Source organism: Stenotrophomonas sp. YJH_SMC_91 (genome assembly GCF_059368495.1).
In genome coordinates this window covers 106,138-125,521 of record NZ_JCAFRT010000001.1, presented here as the reverse complement: position 1 = coordinate 125,521, position 19,384 = coordinate 106,138, and the positions used below count along the sequence as shown (strand labels likewise).

The following is a 19,384-nucleotide window of genomic DNA, read 5'->3' as shown; positions in this document are numbered from 1 at the left end:
ACCTTGGTTGGCGCCTCGTGCCGACCAAGGTCGGCACCTACCAAAGCGTTGGTGGGTGCCAACCGTTGGTTGGCACCGATGCATCCGCCGGGCACGGTCCCGCGCTGCTCTGGTAGCTGCCAACCTTGGTTGGCTCCCTGTGCCGACCAAGGTCGGCACCTACCAGAGCGTTGGTGGGTGCCAACCGTTGGTTGGCATCTCCGCGCCATACCCACGCAGATGTCACATCCGTGCGCTAATCTGTAGCCAGGTCGCAACAGGGAGTCATCGCATGCACCGTGCTCGTCAGCATGCTGCCAGCCAGACCCGCGAGCGGCGCCACCGCCTCGCCCACGAAGCCGCCCGCCTGATGGCTGAAGGCGGCATCCGCGACTACCACCAGGCCAAGTTGAAGGCCGCCAGCCGGCTCGGCATCCACGACGATGCCTCCCTGCCCCGCAACACCGAGATCGAAGACGCCCTGCGCGAGTACCAGCGGCTGTTCTCCGGCCCCCAGCACGGCAACGAACTGCAGCGCCGCCGCGAGGCCGCCATGCGTGCGCTGGAGTTCCTGCACGGCTTCGCCCCTCGCCTGGCCGGCCCGGTGCTGGAGGGCACCGCCGACGCCAACAGCCCCGTGCAGCTGCACCTGCACAGCGACGACCCGGAAGCCGTGCACCGCTTCCTGGACGAACACGGCATTCCCGCCGAATCGCGGACGCGTCGCCTGCGCATGGATCGCGAGCGCAGCCTGGATGTGCCGGTGTGGGTGTTCAGTGCCGAGGAGCTGACCTTCGACCTGGCCGTGCTGCCCTACGATGCCCTGCGCCAGGCACCGCTGTCGCCGGTGGATGAGAAGCCGATGCGACGCGCGTCGGTGGCGCAGTTGCGGCAGCTGCTGGCCGAAGCGGAAATCACCGCGTATATCGGCGGGTGACGGTAGCGCAGCGGTGCCTGCCTTGGGTGGGTGCGGACCGTTGGTCCGCACTGTGCTTCGGGCATTTCGATGGCTGAGCGAAGAGCAGTCGAGCAAGCTCGCCTCTACAAAAGCGGTGTTACCTGCCCTGGCAGATGATGCCGATCATGCTCCCGCTACCAGACAAAACGGGTATCGCGCAGCGGATCGCTGAACAACCGCGGCAACCACGGGGCGGGAGCTCGCCGCGGATACTCCCGCATCATCTGTGCGTGCATGACCTGCAGATCCCGCAGCAACCAGGACTGGTAGTAGATGTCGTCGAATCCATCCGACCACCCGCTCTTCACACGCTCATGCTCGTCTGCCTCCAACGGCGGCATCTGGTCCAGCGGCACCTCCAGGACTGTCGACAGCGCCGCGTTGATCTGCGCGTTCTCAACCCCCGCCTGGCGCACGTAGTCCAATCGATCGAGGACCCGCCGGCAGTTGTACGGGAAGCACCCGCCCGTGGCGGTGATGTAGTCAGCAATATCCGCCAGCATGTCGGCTTTCAGCCGCCACACCACTTCGCTGTCCATCACTTGGCGTACCCGCATCGTGCGTAACGTGCTTGCCCGCACCTCTTCCGGCGTAGTGAACGGGGCCCCCGGCGTGCTGCCCGCGTGGCGCACCAGCACTATGCGATGGATCGCCTCGCTGGTGACGCCGTCGATGCGCAGCGCCGCTGCCTGAGGGTGCACGCGCGGCGGCGGCACGCCCAGCATCTGCCACAGGTACCACAGCACCAGCAGCAGACCGGCGATGCACAGCCCGCTCATCAGCGTCCACAGGTCCAGGTTCCGGGTGTAGTAGCGAAAGCGCGCCCGCCAGATATAGAACGTGCGATAGCTGACGATTCCACTTACCCATCTGTACATTGCCTTCTCCTCGGCAAGGACCCCGGCGCGGCGGGGTTCATTACGCGCACCACGCCGGGGCCGCATGGCTTACCAGCCGATGCCCACGCCGACGCCCATGCTGCGTTCACCGCTGTTGGTGAACGCGCCATTGAGGCTGAAGGTGGCCGAGCCCTTCTCGTTGAGCACACGCTGGTAGCCCACCGCCATCGCCGACTCACCCTCGCTGTAGCCCACGCCCGCACCCAGGCGGTTGTAGGTGGCCAGGCCGGCGGTGTTCATCGCCATCGCGGTCTGCGCGCTGCTCATCGCCGCCATGCGGTTGAAGCGCTTGTCCATCTTGTCCAGGCGACGCTCGAAGGTGCTGATCGCGCCATCGGTGTACTCGTTGGCACGGGCCAGCATCTTCTCCAGTTCAGCGGTATCGACCTGGGGCTTCGGGGTGTCCTCCTTCGTCTTCGGCTGCGGTGCAGGTTTCTCACCCTCGCCGACCGACGCCACCTGCTGGCCGCCTTCGGCCTGCGGCACCGGCGCTTCCGGCTCCGGCACCGAAGCCACCGCCATTGCCTGCGACTGCGTCGCATCGATGCGCTGCTCCAGCCCGTCCATGCGGCCGTTGAGCTGCTGCTGCATCGAGTGCAGCTGGCCGCCATTGACTGCATCGCGGCTGCCGGCCGCAATCAGGCCATTGGCCACGTTGGAAATGACCATGCCGTGGGTTCCGGCCAGGGTGAGCTGGTTGAGACCGTCGGCGCGGACGGAGGGCGTGTCCTGGAACACGCTGCGCAGCTGCGACTCGACCTGGTTCACGCGCGAGCGGTTGCTGACCACTGCGCCGTCGAGTGCTTCCAATGCACCATTGAGCGTGGACTGGGACTGGCCCTGCACGGTGAAGCTGGGGCCGACGATGTTGCCGTTGGCATCGACTTCACCGCCGAGCGCGGACAGCGCACCGCGCAGCTGGCCGACGGTGGCGGCGTTGTGGTTGGCGGTGCCGTTGGCGATGTTTACGAGACGGCGCTTGATCCCAACACCACCAAATGACGCGACTCCCTCTTCATCTGCTTGGGAGCCATTTCCAAGTGCTAGCGAGCCGTGCGCCCCGCTTCCGACTCTTGCGCCAGCACCAATTGCGACACCCTCATTCGCGCCGCCCGCGTCTCCGCCGACCTGTGCACCGACTCCCATTGCGAATCCATTCGCAGAATCCACAGAGACAGTCGCCGCTCTACCAATTGCGGTCGAGTTCTTTCCCATGGCCCCCGCAAACGTCCCTACCGCAGTTCCTCCCTCTAGGCCCGTCTTCGCCGAATTTCCCAACGCAACGCCTGCCACACCCGCTTCCGCGCGTTCACTGAAGGGCGCTGACCCGATACTCACAGACTGTGCGACGTCCTCAAGTTCCGAGACTCGGCTGTTGGTCCCATAGAGCTGACTGCCGCGCACGACGTCCGAGCTGTCAGCCGACAGCTTCGCCTCCGCCACGCCAGTCAAACGCGCACCACCGAAATCAATCGGACCGCTCGCATCCAATCCACGCATCGCCTGCTGCCCCGTCTCCCTCTCCTTGCGCATCGCCTCCAGATCATTCCGATTCTGCGAGATCTTCTGCTCTGCAGCGTACAACTGGCTGCCAGTCACGGCATCACGGCTTCCTGGCGCTACCCGACCGTCAGCCAAGTTGGTCAGCACCATGCCGTTCGCGCCACTGAGCGCGATCTGGTTCATGCCATCGGCACGGGCCGACGGCGAGTCCTGGAAGATGGAGCTGAGCTGATCTTCCACCTTGTCCGCGCGGCGGCCTGCGGTGATGACGGCGCCATCAAGCGCCATCAGTGCGTCTTCGACCGTGTTCTGCGTTCCAGCCTGCACCGAGTAAGTTGGGGCGATGATATTGCCGCTGGCATCCATGCCTGCGCCAGCGCCGAGGGTGACGAGTGCGTCCTTGAGCTGAGAAACCGTGATCGCGTTGTGGTCGGCGGTGCCACGAGAGACATTCACGAGCCGACGTCCCACACCAGAGGCCCCAAAGGACGCGGTCCCCGCTTCGGTAGCTTCGGAACCCGCTCCAAGCGCAAGAGATTCATCAGCTGTTGCGGCAACCTTTGCACCAGATCCGATCGCGACGCCGTTGTTTGCGTGTACGTTCGATCCTGCTCCCATTGCAAATCCATTGGCTGCCCCCCCCCGCGACAAGGGATGCGCGGCCAATCGCTACTCCATTTCTCCCAAGTGAAGTAGAGAAGGCACCTACTGCCGTTGCACCCTCAGCACCAGCCTTTGCAGAATCACCGATTGCGACGCCAGCCTGCCCGGCCACAGCATCCCTACTGAACGCATCCACTCCGACGCTTATGTACTTTCCTGCACTTTCCAAAGCCCCCAAGCGGACGTTTGTCGCAAATAGCTGACGGCCCGAAACACCATCGCTACTGCCTGCACTCAAATCCCCATCCGATACACCATTAATTCTTCTATTCTCATTCTTGTTGTTACGGACGTCCAAAAGCGTTCCGCTGTTCTCCTCACCTAGGCGTACATTGCCGGTTGCCGACACCTGCCCCACCAGGCCACCCAGCGTCACCGCCTGAGCCAGTGCCTTGCCTGCTTCCACCTTGGCGGTGTCCGCAGCGGCCTGTGCCTTGGCGACATTCTCGTTGGTCGTGTTCAACTGCCTGCCGGTCACCGCTTCAGCACTGGACGTGCTCAGCGTGCCGTCGGCCACACCAGTCAGCTTTCGACTAGCATTCGCGCTATTGCGCACATCCAGCACCGTTCCGCTGTTCTTCTCACCCAGGCGGACATTGCCGGTTGCCGACACCTGCCCCACGAGGCCGCCCAGCGTCACCACCTGAGTCAGCGCCTTGCTCGCATCAGCTTTGGCCTCTCCCGCAGCGGTCTGTGCCTTGGCAACATTCTCATTGGTCGTGTTCAACTGCCTGCCGGTCACCGCTTCCGTGCTGGAGGTGCTCAGCGTGGCATCGGCCACACCGGTCACCTTGCGGTTGGCATTGGCACTGTTGCGGACATCCAGCGAGGTACCGCTGTTCTTCTCGCCCAAGCGGACACTGCTGGTGGACGAAGTCTGGCCGATCAGGCCGGTCACCGTGGTGACCTGGGCCAGCGCCTTGCTGGCATCAGCCTTGGCCGCATCCGCAGCGGTCTGCGCCTTGGTGACATTACCATTGGTCGTGTTGAGCTGGCGTCCGTTCACAGCGTCGGTGCTAGTCGTCGTCAGCGCGCCATCGGACACGCCGCTCACCTTGCGCGTGGCCAGCACCGCGTTGCGCATGCTGACTTCCGAGCCGGTGTTGCTGTTGGCGATGCGTACGATGCCGCCTGCGGAATCCTGCTTGATCATGCCGTCAACCCGCTCGTTCATGGCATGCAGCTGCTTACCGGTGACCGCATCGGTGCTGGAGGCGGTGACACGACCATCGGCCACGTTCACGATGCGACGGCGCACCGAGGCGCTGCCTACCGACACCGTATTGGCTTCCGTGGCCACCGAGCGGACACCCAGGGCTACAGCGCCCTGTGCGGACACAGACGCCGCATAGCCCAGCGCAACGCCGTCGATGTACGCGCGCGTATCGCCGCCGATGGCGATGGCACCGGTGTAGCCCAGGCTTCCCGCACGGGCACCGCCACCGATGGCGACACCACCCGTGCCTGCACCGGTGTCGACCATTGCCTTGGCACCAAGCGCCACCCCACCAGCACCGTTTGCGATCGTGCTCGCGCCCAGGGCAACTGCGTCCTCCTGCTGCGCCACGGAACTCAACCCCAGGGCGATGGCATTTGTACGGCTGGCAGACGCCTTTGCACCAACCGCCATCGAACCCGCGGCCGAAGTGCTGGAGTTGGCACCGAGCGCAAGGGCATCCACGCCACGCGACGACGAGCCGCTGCCGAGTGCGATGGCATTTGCTGCCCTGGCCTCTGCCTTGTTCCCCAAGGCAGTGGCACCAATGTAGGCGGCATAGGCATTGGCACCAACGGCCACGTTGTGGCCGCCATCAGCGGTGGTTCTGGCGTTGTAGCCCACCGCCACGCTATCCACGGCATAGGTGCTTGCCTTGAATCCGAAGGCAGCGCTGTTCTGACCGTTGATCCGGGCACCAATGCCAAATGCGGTGGTGTTGTCGCCTTTCATGTTCACGCCTGCACCGTAGCCAAGCGAGTTCAGGCCGTTGGTCAGTGCATAGCCGACGAACATGGTGTCGTCATAGCGGCCAGCAATGGGCGAGCAGGAAACAAACTCGCCATTTCCCAGATTGAAGGGATCGCACCCAATGTAGTAACGGGTCTTGGCGTGCGCATCCCCGCCCGCCAACAGCAGCGCGACCATCAGCAGTCCACCGGCGCCGGTTGCGCGGCTCGATTTCCTGCCACAGGGCCTGGTCAACTCGCTGGCCACCTCCCAGCAGCCTTTGGCGTGATTCCAGATACGACGATAGATTCGATTCATGTGTTTCTCCTTAACAGGACAAGGAAAGTGAGGCCCCGTTCCGGGCACGGGGCGGGCAAAGTGCGGGCTCAGGTCGCCGTCGGTTCGATCGTCCGCACGTGTTCGCGATAGCCATCGCGGGTGAGCCGGTAACGCAGTTGCAGCGAGTTGCCCGGCTGAAGCTGGAACGGCAGCGTCAGTGCGGCATCGGGATAGAGGCTGTGCGACACGGGGTGTGGCGTGCAGGTGCCCGCGGCCGTGCACTCCTCGGCACCGATGATTCCCACGCGCAGCGTGCCGGTGTTGTGCAGCGTGTTGTCCTGGAGGCGCAGGTCCACCACACCGTCGTCGGGGGTGACGTTGACCAGCGCCCCCCAGACCAGGCTGACGCCGATGTTTGCCTGTGCGCCTTCGCCGTCTTCGAGGGGAGCGTCATCCGGCCCGCGCACGCCTTCGAAGTAGAGGCGGTAGGCCGTTTCCTTCTGGACCTGCTGCAGCGGAATCACCCGAATCAGCCGGTTGCCGCCGCCGGAAAGTGCGAACTTGCCGGGGGTGATGGCAATCGCCGCATCCGAGGCTTCCATCTCCTGTTCTTCTTCGGCAGGCGTGGCAGGATTGACGATGCGCCGCAGGCGGGTCTGCACGTACTGCGGAATGGTCGACTGCGAGTACACGCGGATATGGGTGCCGCGCTTGGCATCCACCGCTGCGCGCATCGGGTGGATGGATAGATTGGCGTATGCCGGCAGTGCAAGCAGGGCGCTCACCGGCAGCAGGCAGAACAGCAGCTTCTTCATGGCAGGCTCCTCGGGATCAGGGTTTGGCAGTGGGGACATCGAGCACCACGGTCAGCTCGCCCTCGTACAGGCCGGGGCGCTGGCTGGCGATAGGGGTAGGCGGTGTTTCCAGGGTCAGCGGCGTGGGCACGCAGTACACCGGCTGGCTGATGCCCGGCAGCATCACCAGCCGCAGCTGTGCGCTGTCGATGCCGCGCAGCTGCTGCTTGACGTTGTGCTTCATCGCCAGGCGGTGGCCGCCGTAGTCCAGGTGGACGCGGTAGTCCAGGCGCTGGCTGGCATCGCTGCCGCCATCGCGGTGCCAGAGCGAGAAGTCCGACCCTGCAGGTGGGCGTGGACCGCTGTCGCGAACCGTGACGTCGAGGTATTCGCTCTGCGAACCCAGGCCGTCGTACAGGCACATATCCAGCTGTTTCCTGCCACCCACCACCTTCTGGATGGGGTCGTAGCGCAGATCGAGATTGACCAGCGGCGCGACGGTGTCGAAGGTCGGGAAGTAGATCGAGATCGCGTCGTAGTCGGTGACGGTGAAATCGAAGTTGAAGGTGGCTGTGGCGACGGGTGCTGCGGCGGGGTCGGCCTTGATGTTCAGGCGCATCGTGGCCTTCCAGTGGCCTGCGACAAGCTTTGCGATCTCGCTTGCAGGAATATCCAGTTTTGCGCCGGTTCCAAGTGGCTGGTCGACCGTACAGATGAACCATGATGCGGCGTGCAGCATTCGACGCGTGCCAATGTCCTCCCAGAAATCGAGTCCGCAAGCACGCCCAGACATCGCCCTCTGCAGGTAGCCGAGTACGCGAATCTCCGCACGCAATCCTGTCCGCTCCTCAACGAGCTCCAAACCGATCTCGGTCACTCCTGGAACCTGGGTCAAAGAACCCTCCGTCGGGCACCGACCGAATTCACTGTCAGAAGCAGACTCACAAACCACATGGATCTGCCCATACTTCAGCGCCAGGTCGTGACTGAATCCCAACACCGTCCGCGGCGCCCACAACTCCACATCACCGGGTACCGCCGAGCGATCCCAGCTCATCACGATGTCCCGGCTCTGGTCGGCCGGATGCGTTTCTGGCGGCCACTGCGCCCACGCCCGCGGCATCACCAGCACCAGCGCACACACCAGCATCAACACGAACATCCAACGCCGGTTCATGGCGTACCTCCTGCAGCAGCGGTCCGGGGCGTGGCGGCAATCAACGCGCGTTCCTGCAGCAGGCGGGTCACGCGGGCCTGCTGGCGGATCTCGGCCGGCAGCTGGGCCACGGCCAGCGGCTCGCAGTGCACGGCACCGACCAGCAGCACCACCTGGCGGCGCTCGCGCACCTGCAGCGGGCAGTGCAGCAGGCGGTCGTCCTGCAGCAGGTACAGCGTCGTTTCGCGACGCGGGAAATCGGCGACGAAGCCGCCGTTGGCGCTGGTGCCGGGCACCGGCGCGTTGAGAATGCGGGCGCCGCCCAGCGGCGCACCGGCCAGGTCACGGGCATGGCCGATGAAGGTGTAAGTCACTTCGATCGGCACCGGCATGCGCATCAGCTTGCCGGGCGTGAGGAACATCGGTCGTGCACCGCCCACGCCGGTCACGCGGATGGCGGCGATGCTGTCCAGCGTGCTGGCGTCCTGCACTTCGGCACGTTGCGATTGATAGGCCGGTAGTGGCAGCAACCGGCGTTCACCGATCTGCAGGCGTTGCCTGCGCAGCCCGCCCACCTGCAGTTCGGCGGCCACGCCGCGCAGGTCGGCGTCATCGGTATCGGCCACCTGCACGGCAAGGCCGGCATCGGCGCCGTTGGCACCGCTCCAGTAGAAGCCGCGACGGCCGAGCGCGAAGCCGGAACTGTGTGCGCCGCTGTAGCCGGTTTCGCTGCGGCCACGCTGCTGGTAGCGCGCCACGCTGGCGCTGGTGTGGCCGACGCCATTCTGCAGCTGGCCACCCAGTGAAGCGCTGTAGCGCTCGTTGTTGTTGGCGCGCAGCTCGCCGGACAGCTCGCGGTACTGTGTATCCAGTTCCTGGCGCAGGCTCTGGCCAACGCTGTAGTCGATCGCCGGGCGCTGATGCTGCGGCTGGCGCACATCCACGGCATAGCGGCGCTGCCCATCACCGGCAGCGCCGCGGTGCCGACGGCTCAGGCTGAGGTTGACGTAGATGCCACGGTCGCGCTCGGTACTGCCACGCACGCTGTCGGTGCTGTTCTGCCGCCACACGCCCACGCGCGTGGAGACACTGAAATCCTGCCAACGGTGGCTGCGGCTGAAGCTGGCCTGCCAGGTGCGGCTGAGCAGCGGCTCGCGGCGCGGTTCCAACGGCCCCGGCGGCAACAACGGCTCAAGCCCGAACAACGGATCCTGCTCGAACGCCGGTCGGTGCCAGCCGGTGCGCCAGGTCTGGCGCCGGGTGTAGCCCACGTAAACATTGCCGCCCGCCAGCGGCAGCGACATCGAACCACTGAGCGCGTTGGTGCACCCCAACTGGTCGCGCGCCTCGGCCTCGAACTGGCAGGCCTTGCCACGCATGCGCTGCTGGTAGAGGTTCCACGACGCCGTGCGCCGGTACGACAGCTGGTGCTGCTGCCCATTGCTGCCGTCGCTGCCGCGCATGCCGCTGAAGGTGACGCGGACTTCCTGCGTGGCCATCACCCGGCGCAGGTCCAGGCGCAGCTCACCGTAGCGGTGCCCGCCGAACGTGGCGGCACCGGCGGTCATGGCCGCGTCGCGGCCCAGCGGCACGCGCACGCCGGCCATCGCGATGCGCTCGCCATCGAAAGCATCGCTGCGGCGTTCGTTGCGGTGGCCACCCTGCACGAACCATTGCCACTGGCTGTTGGTCCAGTCGCCGCCCTTGTCGAAGGGCGCCTCCTCGGTGCGCACCAGCACACCGTCCTCGTAGATGCGCATGCGGACCAGGTAGTTGCCGAACGGGAAATTGCGGGTGTCGATCTGGTTGATGCCGGCCTGCAGGTAGAAGGTCTGCAGCAGGCGCTCGCCATCGAATACGTCCACCCGCGCATCGCGCGCCAGCAGCACGGTCAGCGGGCTGGCCTGCACCGCCGCGTCGGTGTCCACATAGGCCTGGGTGGTACCCAGGCGTGCGCCCTGGAAGCGGTCCAGCGGCAGCATGCTGAAGCTGAAGGTGCCGCCCTGCGGGCTGGACAGGTTGCGGCGGTCCATGCGCCCGGCCTGCAGGTAGTGCGCCGGCCCCAGGTCGTGGCGGTAATAGACGTTGTCGAACTGGAAATCGTCGTCGCTGTGGCTGCGATAGCGCTGCTGGTTGTAGTACCACTCGGCCGACAGGTGGCCGCGTTCGAACAGGCCCAGCGTGCCGACGCCGCGTGCCGACAGCGACTGGTAGTCACGGCCACCACTGAGGTTGAGCGTCTGCTGATGCAGGAACGCGTTCTCGGCATTGGCGGTGACCGTGTGGAAACGCTCGGCGGCAGGCTTGCCGGGAATCCACTGGCGCGCCACGAACAAGCGCACCGCGCCCTCGCCTTCGTCATACAGCGCGCGCACCTCGTCGGGAGCTTCCGGCGGATCGATGTAGCCGCAGCCGGCACTGGCACCACCGAAGCGGCAGGCCAGATGGCTGTTGCGCGGCAGCGGCTGCGACAGCGCAGGCAGCAGGGCGGCCTGCGCCTCGGCAGGCAGGTCCAGTGACTGCAGCACGCGCGCGGGATCTTCCAGCTGCACGTGCTCCAGGGTCACGCGCACCGGCGACAGCCCGGCCGAGCGGCCGAACAGCTGGATGTCGAGTTGTTCGGTCTGGCCTTCGACCAGATCTTCAAAACCGGGCGGGACGCCGCGCGCGGCCGCCAGCGGAGTGGACAACGCCAGGGCGAGCGCGACCGCCAGCCGGGTGACGGCGGGGGCGTGTAGGGTCATGGGGGCACCGCTGCAAGCGGCCGGCCCGGGATGCGGGCCGGCGCGGGGGATTACGGCGTAGCCGCCTTCTGGTTCAGCACGACGTTGACCAGGCCGCTGTACGCGCCCTTGGTGAGGATCGGCGCCGGCGTGGTCTGTGCGATGGTCAGCGGCATCGAGATCGAGGCGCCCGGGGTCGAGCCCGCACCGTTGAACAGGTCAGTTGCCTTGTACTCGATGGCGGCTGCACCCAGCGCGCGGTTGTTCAGGCTGATGGTCATCGGCACGGTCACGGTGCCGGTCTCGTTGGCCAGGAAGAAGCTGCCATCGATACGCGCTTCGATATCCGCCTTGTCATCGTTGGAATGGATACGCACGCGCTGCGTGTTCGGAATCAGGCCACGCAGCGGATCGTGGGTCAGGGTGACCATGTCCGGCAGCGGGGTGCCGTCATCGCGCAGCAGCGCCAGGGTCGGGTCGACGTCGGCGTAGACGGAGATCTTGGTTTCCACGGCGTGCGCGGACAGCGAAGCAGTGGCCAGCGCTGCAGCGAGCGCGGCCTTCTTGATAATGGCGTGCATGGGTGTCTCTCTCGGACAGGGGGAATATGAAAGCCCCCCTCCCCTAAGGAGAAAGGGAGGGAGGCGCCGCCCGCAGAGGTGGTTGCGGGCGACGGAGAGAATGTTAGGAATCCATTGCCATGCAGGCCATTCAAGCATTCCTAAAACGTTGGAGGTTAAGGAGGATTCTTGAAGGCGCTCAATGTTTGAGGGTTATGCAAACTCCCTCACTGCTTGAATGCAATAAACCTCATTGCCTTGGGTTTGTAGAGTCGGCTGTTAGTCGACTGCTCTTCCGATACTGCGCGAAGCACACACGCTGCGCGCGTGAGTCGAGTACGGCTCGACTCTACAGCGGGTCATCCACGCATGGCGTGGATCTGCTGGATGGCATCAGGCCGCCCTTCGGCGGCCTGATGAGACATCGCGTTGGCGCACGATCAGAAGAAGATCGCGTACAGGATCAGCAGCGGAATCGGTACGCCCAACAACCAGAGCAGAATCATTTTCATTGCAGGTCTCCTTGCGTGGAAGGCGGGTTACAGATCGCGGCGGCGGCCGCCCCAGGTGGCGCTGAGGCTGGCGAAGAACGCACCGATCAGCAGGGTGATGAACAGCCACAACGCGGCATAGGCGGTCGCCTTTCGGGCATCGTCGGCGGCCTGCTTGGCGGTGTTCCTGGCCTTCTCCAGCGCCGCACGCATGCGCGTCTGCACATCGGTCACGCGCGCCTGCGCTTCGGCCGGGCTCATGCCGGTTTCGCGCGCGATCAGCTGCGCCAGGTACTGGGTGTCGGCCGGATCCAGGCCATCGCCCTGCAGGCTGTTGACGATGATGCGGTTCACTTCGGCACGCACTTCGCGGCGGTCACCCATCGGGCCATTACCCGGCATCGGGCGCGGCGGCAGGCCTACGCGCACATCGCGCGGCCCGACGCTTGCAGCCGGCGGCGGTGGGGCCGGATCTGTCGCCGCCACGCCGGACGCTGCATCAGGCGCGCCCGGGGCCGGCGGCGCGCCTGCAGCTGCCGGACCCGCATCGGTAGCGTTGCGGAACAATGAATCCACCCAGTAGTTGAGGTCGCCTTCCGGGGCCGCCGCGGCAGTGCTGCCCGCGCCCGCGGCAGCAACGCCGGCCGTGGATGCGGCAACGCCCGCGGCGGCACCGGCCACCTTTGCGCCGGCGCCCAGCACGCCACCGATTGCCGATGTGAGCAAGCCCGCGGTCAGCAGCGTGGCGACGGCCCACGACACGAAGCCATGCGCGGTATCGCGGAAATAGGTTTCATCGCCATGGATCTGCGTCCACTTGGTACGCAGGCGGCCCGCCAGATAGCCACCCAGGCCGGACGCGGCCAATGCGGTGAAGGTGAGCCAGATGATGCTGGACCAACCGAAGGTCTCTTTGCTGACGCCTTCGAACGACCATGGCGACACCGACGACAGGCCGAGGCCAACACCGAGGATCAGCAGGATGAGGGAGAGTGCAGCGGCAGCGGTGGCGCCAGCGAAGATCGCGCCCCAGGAAACGGCGCTTTCGCTGGGAGGGGCGACGATCGGGGCGGTGACGACGGCGGCGACGTCAGGGCCGAGCGGTCCGCGCTCGGGTGGGTCGAATCGGGTACTCATCGGGATGGACGCTCCATTTCAGGTGCTGCGGATGCAGCTGGCGTCCTGAGGCTGCGCGAGCGCTTGTGAAGCTGGCGAGACCCTTGAATCACGCGGTCTTGGCACGATGAAGCGCGTGCCAACCAAGGTTGGCACCTACCGAAGGCGGGTGCGGCGGTAGATCCGCGCCATGCGTGGATGGGAAAGCGTGCCAACCAAGGTTGGCACCTACCGAAGGCGGTTGCGGTGGTAGATCCGCGCCGTGCGTGGATGATTTTTCGCGGGCGCCGAAATCGTGCGGACCAACGGTCCGCACCCACCAGGTCCGCTCAAAAAAAAACGCCCCGCGGATGCGGGGCGTTCTCGGCACAACCTACGCGGGGCGATCAGCCCTGGTAGTCGCGCACGTCGCTGCCGGTGTAGACCTGGCGCGGACGGCCGATCTTCATTTCCGGATCAACCTGCTGTTCCAGCCAATGCGAGACCCAGCCGGAGGTACGGCCCAGGGCGAACATGACGGTGAACATTTCGGTCGGGATCTGCAGCGCCTTGTAGATGATGCCGCTGTAGAAATCGACGTTCGGGTACAGCTTGCGGGCGACGAAGTACTCGTCCTGCAGGGCGGCCTGTTCCAGCTTCACGGCCACGTCCAGCAGCGGATCCTGCACGCCCAGCTGCTTGAGCACCTTGCTGGTCATCTCGCCGATGACCTTGGCGCGCGGGTCGAAGTTCTTGTAGACGCGGTGGCCGAAGCCCATCAGGCGGAAGCCGGAGGTCTTGTCCTTGGCCTTGACCACGGCGGACTCGACGTTGTCGGCGCTGCCGATTTCTTCCAGCATCTTCAGCACGGCTTCGTTGGCACCACCGTGGGCCGGACCCCACAGCGCTGTGACACCCGCAGCAACCGACGCGTACGGGTTGGCACCGGTCGAACCGACCAGACGCACCGTCGAGGTCGAGGCGTTCTGCTCGTGGTCGGCGTGCAGGATGAACAGCAGGTCCAGCGCCTTCACCACGTCCGGGTTCAGGTCGTACTGGCCGTCAGCCGACTCGAAGGTCTGCTTCAGGAAGCGGCTGACGTAGTCCAGCGAGGTGTCCGGCTTGTTGGCCGGCAGGCCCTTGCCATGGCGGTAGATCAGCGCCGACAGGGTCGGCACCTTGGCGATCAGGCGCACGGCGGCCTGGCGGCGCTGTTCGGCGTCGGACAGGTCCAGCGAGTCGTGGTAGATGGCCGACAGCTGCGCGATTGCAGCGGCCAGGATGGCCATCGGATGGGCATCCTTGGCGAAGCTGCCGATCAGGGTGTTGATCGACTCATCGACGTTGGCTTCGGCGGTCAGCTCATCGGTGAAGGCCTTCAGCTGCTCGGCGCTCGGGCGCTCGCCGTTGATCAGCAGGTAGGCCACTTCGACGTAGCTCGACTTTTCCGACAGCTGTTCGATCGGGTAGCCGCGGTACAGCAGCACGCCCTTGTCGCCGTCGATGTAGGTGATGGCGGACTTGCAGCTGGCCGTCGCGGTGAAGCCGGAATCGTAGGTGAAGAACCCCGTTTCCTTGGTCAGCTTCGCGATGTCGACGCAGTCGTTGCCAAGGGTGGGTTTGATGACGGGCAGAACGACCGACTTGTCGCCGGCGTTGAGCGTGACCTGATCAAGATCGGACACTGTGTGCGCTCCTTCATGGGAAGGCGCCTGCCCAAGCGCATTGGTCAGGCACGTGAATGACGTCCTCGGCCTGTGCCGGGGATCAGGTCATTATCGCACAGCAGCATTTGCCCGGCGCTAGACAGAAGTCGTATACGACAGGCAGCCAGACACCGGCCATTGAGCGGCCCGGATCGGCAAAAGCGTTGTCACACGAACGCAGTGTTCCGCCCATCCAAACGCCCGTTGGGTTGGCGTTGGGGAAAAACAAACGGCCGCGCAGAGCGCGGCCGTTGGTTCGAAGCTGGATCGACAGATCAGCGCGCGTAGCGCTTCTGGAACTTGTCGATACGGCCCGAGGTGTCGATGACCTTGTGCTTGCCCGTGTAGAACGGGTGCGAAGCCGAGGAAATTTCAACCTTGACCAGCGGGTATTCGTTGCCGTCTTCCCACTGGATGGTTTCCTTCGTCGCCATGGTCGAGCGGGTCAGGATCTTGAAATCGGAGGTGACGTCATGGAAGACGACGTCGCGGTAGTTCGGATGGATATCGGCCTTCATGGGCTCACACCGTAAATGGGCTGGTGGTCAAGAGCGGCATTATAAGCACCGGTTGCCGCCCGGGGCAACCGGTGCCGGTCAATCGACGTCAGTCCGCACCCAGGGCCTGGCGCACCAGGGCCTCGAAACGCTGCTGGTCGTAGGCCATCAGCAGATCGCAGTTGTCCGACTGGCCGGTCTGGCGGTTCCAATCGACGATGGTGGCGCCGCGGCTGAACGTGCCGTTCAGCTCCACGTTCAGCGGGCGCGACTCGACCCGCAGCTGCCCTTCGGGGTTCAGCGCCCAGGCCATGGCCACCGCATCGGCGGTGTACCAGCGCCCGCCCTTGCTGTCTTCGGACAGGCCACGGGTCTTGCGCGAGATCAGTTCGTAGAAGCGGGCGCGATCGGAATCGGCCTGCAGCCACTTCTCGGCGTCCTGCAGCGGCAAGCCATGGGCGACGGTGGCCTCCCAGTCCGACACCAGCAGGTGCTTGAACGAGGTGAACACCACGTGCGCCGCTTCCGGGTCGAACGCAATGTTGAATTCGGCCGCCGGGGTGATGTTGCCGTGGCAGGTGACCGCGCCGCCCATCACCACGATGCGCTTGATGCGCTCGGGCAGGGTCGGGTCCAGCTTCAGTGCCAGGGCAAGGTTGGTCAGCGGGCCCAGCATCACCAGCATCAGTTCGCCGGCGTGCTCGTGCGACAGGCGCAGGATGGCCAGTGCGGCGTGTTCGGCTTCAGCCTGGCGGCTCGGCGGCGGCAGGTCCACGTCGCCGTAGCCGTCACGGCCATGCACGTGGGCAGCGTCAACGGAGGGATGCAGCAGCGGATCCGGGCTGCCGGCAAACACCGGTACGTCGGTGCGGCCGACGATGTCGCAGAGCTTGAGGGCGTTGCGGACGGTGTACTGCAGGCCGACGTTGCCGGCGGCGATGGTCAGGGCGACCACGTCATGCCGTTCGTCGGCAAAGGCCATCAGCAGGGCCAGGGCGTCGTCCACACCGGGGTCGGTGTCGATCAACAGGGGGATCTTGTGGGTCATCGTTGCCGTCTTCAGATCGGCAACGAAGTGTGGACCGGGATGATGACCGTTGCAAGTACGGGGGTTGGGGTTCGGCAGGGCTGCGCCCTGCACCCGCCGAATCAACGGCAAACGCCGAATCAACGGCAAAAGCTGGTTTCCTGAGGGATGGCGGGGTGGATCCGGTTGCGGGGGACGCTGCAAGTACGTCCATGTAAGCTCGGTCGCCGCATCCATGCGGCTCACGCCCCCGCAACCGGATCCACCCCGCCTTCGACAGATTTCCGCGGCTGTTGATGGGTGTCGACCTTGGTCGACACATCCATGCAATGCGTGGATGAACATGGAAATGATCCAAAGCGCTGTCTGTAGAGTCGAGCCTTGTCCGACTCCCGCGCGCAGCGCGAGGTAGATCCACGCCATGCGCGGATGAGCATCCCGGAAATGGGGTCAGAGCCCTTTGCTGCACAAAGGGATCCGACCCCTGGGTACTTACGCCGAGGCGTAACGCACGGCGGTGCCGATCCAGCGCTGCACCACACGATCGGCCAGCGTGGGTTGCTGGTCCAGCAGGCGCTCGGCCAGGTCATGCACGCCGGGCAGCAGGCCGGCGTCACGGGCCAGGTCGGCGATGCGGAAACCGGCCAGGCCGGTCTGCCGGGTACCCAGCAATTCACCGGGACCACGCAATTCCAGATCCTTCTCGGCAATGACGAAACCATCGTTGGTTTCGCGCATGGTCTGCAGGCGCTCGCGTGCCATCTGCGAAAGCGGTGCCTGGTACAGCAGCACGCAGCGCGATACCGCAGAACCACGGCCGACGCGGCCGCGCAGCTGGTGCAGCTGGGCCAGGCCCAGGCGCTCGGCGTTCTCGATCACCATCAGCGAGGCGTTCGGCACATCCACGCCCACTTCAATTACCGTGGTCGCCACCAGCAGGTCGATGTCGCCGGCCTTGAACGCCACCATCGTCGCCAGCTTTTCGGCGGCTTTCAGACGGCCATGCACCAGCCCCACGCGCACGCCCGGCAACAGCGCCTGCAGCGATTCGTAGGTGGCCTGCGCCGGGGTGGCATCCAGTTCTTCGCTTTCCTCGATGAGGGTGCACACCCAGTACACCTGCCGCCCTTCCTGGCAGGCCAGTGCGATGCGCTCGATCAGCTCGGGACGACGATCATTGTTGAGCGCGACGGTCTGCACCGGGGTACGGCCCGGCGGCAGTTCGTCGATGGCCGACACATCCAGGTCCGCGTATTCGGACATCGCCAGCGTGCGCGGAATCGGCGTGGCGGTCATCACCAGCTGGTGTGGCACGCTGTTGCCGCCCGCGCCCTTGTCGCGCAGCGCCAAGCGCTGGTGCACGCCGAAGCGGTGCTGCTCGTCGACGATGGCGAGCGCCAGATCCTGGAACACCACCGCCTCCTGCATCAGCGCGTGGGTACCAACCACCACCTGCGCTTCGCCGCTGGCGACCTGCTCCATCACCTTGGCGCGCGCCTTGCCGGTGACTTTGCCGGCCAGCCAGGCGATGCGCACACCGAGCGGTTCCAGCCAGCCGCGCAGGTTGTTGAGATGTTGTTCGGCCAGCAGCTCGGTGGGCGCAGCCAATGCAACCTGCTTGCCCTGCTCCACCGCCAGCATCGCCGCCAGCGCGGCGACCACGGTCTTGCCGGAGCCCACATCGCCCTGCACCAGCCGCAGCATCGGGCTGGGCCGCGCGAGGTCTTCGCGAATCTGCTTGAACACGCGCGCCTGCGCGCCGGTGAGCGCAAACGGCAGCTGCTTCAGCAGCGCCTTGGCCAGTTTGCCGGGGCCGGCCAGCGGCGGCGCATGGTGTGCCTGCAAGGCAATGCGCTGGCGACGCAGGCTGAGGTGGTGGGCCAGCAGCTCTTCCATCGCCAGGCGGCGCTGCGCCGGGTGGGTGCCGGCGGCCAGCGCGGCCAGATCGGCATCTGGTGGCGGCCGGTGCACGGTCAGCAGCGCGCTGCGCAGTGACGGCAGGCCGAGGCCATCGAGCCAGCCGCTGGGCAGCAGTTCCAGCGCGCTTTCCTCGGGCAGGCGGTCCAGCGCCTGGCCGATCAGCTTGCGCATGGTCATCGGACCGACGCCTTCGACGGTGGGATACACCGGGTCGAGGCGGTCGCCGAGTTCGGGATCGTCGTTGCGGCCGAGCACCTGGTAGCTGGGGTGGACGATTTCCAGGCCGAGCTGGCCCGGTTTGGGCGTGCCGAAGCAGCGCAGCCGGTTGCCGACCGCGAACTGGCCGACCTGCTGCTGGCGGAAGTGGAAGAAGCGCAGCACCAAAGTGCCCCGCCCTTCGTCTTCCACCGCCACTTTCAGCATCGGCCGGTAGCGCATGCCGCGCTCGACCGCGACCACCCGCCCTTCCACCTGCGCCGGTACGCCGTTGCGCAGGTCTTCGATGCGGGTCAGCCGGGTCCGGTCTTCATAGCGCAGCGGCAGATGAAGCCAGAGATCCTGCAGGGTGGCCAGGCCACGCGCCTGCAGTTTGGCGGCCACGGCCGGACCGACGCCCGCGAGCATCGCCAGGGATGCTTCGCCGGACGGTGACAGGACCGGGGTGACCGCCGCCTTGCGTGCCACGTGGCGGTCAGTCGATGACCATCACCGCGTCGACCTCGAAGTTGGCGCCCTTGGGCAGGCCGGAGACTTCGATGGTGGAACGGGCCGGGTACGGGGCCTGGAAGTAGTCCTGCATGACCGCGTTGACCTTGGCGAACTCGCCCAGATCGGTCAGGTACAGGCCCAGACGCACGACCTTGTCCAGCGAGCCGCCAGCGGCTTCGGCCACGGCCTTGAGGTTGTCGAAGGCGCGGCGGGCCTGTGCTTCGACGTCGCCGGCGCCGACGATGTCGCCGGTGGCCGGGTCGAGCGGGATCTGGCCGGAGAAGTACACGGTGTTGCCGGCGCGCACGGCCTGCGAGTACGGGCCGATGGCGGCGGGGGCCTTTTCGGTGTTGATGATCTGGCGGGACATGGGTCGCTCCGGTGCTTGGGGGAAAACAGAGCGGTGATTGTACCGGCTGGGGGTGCATCCACGCATGGCGTGGATCTACCGCACCGCTCCGGTAGTGCCGGCCGCTGGCCG

General features: G+C 65.8%; 12 protein-coding genes and 1 pseudogene. 1 reads left to right on the top strand and 12 read right to left on the bottom strand.

Features of this window, described 5'->3' with window-relative positions:
- Positions 1–271: 271 nt before the first annotated feature.
- Positions 272–916, top strand: a complete 645-nt coding sequence (locus tag AC5P5X_RS00550; protein ID WP_043034094.1) for a hypothetical protein — start codon at positions 272–274, stop codon at positions 914–916.
- A gap of 155 nt (positions 917–1,071) precedes the next feature.
- Here the strand turns inward: AC5P5X_RS00550 and AC5P5X_RS00545 are convergent, their stop codons facing one another.
- The 12 genes and pseudogenes from AC5P5X_RS00545 to AC5P5X_RS00490 form a co-directional block, all read right to left on the bottom strand.
- The gene (locus AC5P5X_RS00545; RefSeq protein ID WP_111118230.1) at positions 1,072–1,815 is read right to left on the bottom strand and encodes a hypothetical protein; all 744 of its coding nucleotides are present in this window, start codon (positions 1,813–1,815) and stop codon (positions 1,072–1,074) included.
- Between the two features lie 69 nt (positions 1,816–1,884).
- Positions 1,885–6,265, bottom strand: a pseudogene (locus AC5P5X_RS00540) (ESPR-type extended signal peptide-containing protein).
- A 68-nt stretch (positions 6,266–6,333) separates the two neighbouring features.
- Entirely contained in the window at positions 6,334–7,041 is a 708-nt protein-coding gene (locus AC5P5X_RS00535; RefSeq protein ID WP_043034091.1) for a pilus assembly protein, read from the bottom strand.
- Positions 7,042–7,057: 16 nt separating this feature from the next.
- Positions 7,058–8,197 carry a CblD like pilus biogenesis initiator family protein gene (locus tag AC5P5X_RS00530; protein WP_076739777.1) on the bottom strand — a complete coding sequence of 380 codons (1,140 nt, stop codon included), beginning with the start codon at positions 8,195–8,197 and terminating at the stop codon, positions 7,058–7,060.
- On the bottom strand, positions 8,194–10,920 hold the full coding sequence (locus AC5P5X_RS00525; protein WP_111189054.1) for a TcfC E-set like domain-containing protein: 2,727 nt from the start codon (positions 10,918–10,920) through the stop codon (positions 8,194–8,196). Before AC5P5X_RS00525 ends, AC5P5X_RS00530 begins: the two co-directional genes overlap by 4 nt.
- Positions 10,921–10,970: 50 nt before the next feature.
- Entirely contained in the window at positions 10,971–11,480 is a 510-nt protein-coding gene (locus AC5P5X_RS00520; protein ID WP_099524236.1) for a CS1 type fimbrial major subunit, read from the bottom strand.
- Positions 11,481–11,998: 518 nt separating this feature from the next.
- A complete protein-coding gene (locus AC5P5X_RS00515) occupies positions 11,999–13,087 on the bottom strand; it encodes a membrane protein (protein WP_012481150.1) in 1,089 nt (362 codons plus the stop codon).
- A 365-nt stretch (positions 13,088–13,452) separates the two neighbouring features.
- The gene (locus AC5P5X_RS00510) at positions 13,453–14,730 is read right to left on the bottom strand and encodes a citrate synthase (RefSeq protein WP_005410870.1); all 1,278 of its coding nucleotides are present in this window, start codon (positions 14,728–14,730) and stop codon (positions 13,453–13,455) included.
- A 296-nt stretch (positions 14,731–15,026) separates the two neighbouring features.
- Positions 15,027–15,269, bottom strand: a complete 243-nt coding sequence (locus AC5P5X_RS00505; protein ID WP_005410871.1) for a type B 50S ribosomal protein L31 — start codon at positions 15,267–15,269, stop codon at positions 15,027–15,029.
- Positions 15,270–15,357: 88 nt separating this feature from the next.
- Complete coding sequence (locus AC5P5X_RS00500) at positions 15,358–16,296, bottom strand: nucleoside hydrolase (protein WP_111189055.1); 939 nt, start codon at positions 16,294–16,296, stop codon at positions 15,358–15,360.
- A gap of 471 nt (positions 16,297–16,767) precedes the next feature.
- Positions 16,768–18,879 carry an ATP-dependent DNA helicase RecG gene (recG, locus tag AC5P5X_RS00495; RefSeq protein ID WP_076739916.1) on the bottom strand — a complete coding sequence of 704 codons (2,112 nt, stop codon included), beginning with the start codon at positions 18,877–18,879 and terminating at the stop codon, positions 16,768–16,770.
- A gap of 7 nt (positions 18,880–18,886) precedes the next feature.
- Complete coding sequence (locus AC5P5X_RS00490) at positions 18,887–19,273, bottom strand: RidA family protein (protein WP_005410875.1); 387 nt, start codon at positions 19,271–19,273, stop codon at positions 18,887–18,889.
- Between the last annotated feature and the right edge of the window lie 111 nt (positions 19,274–19,384).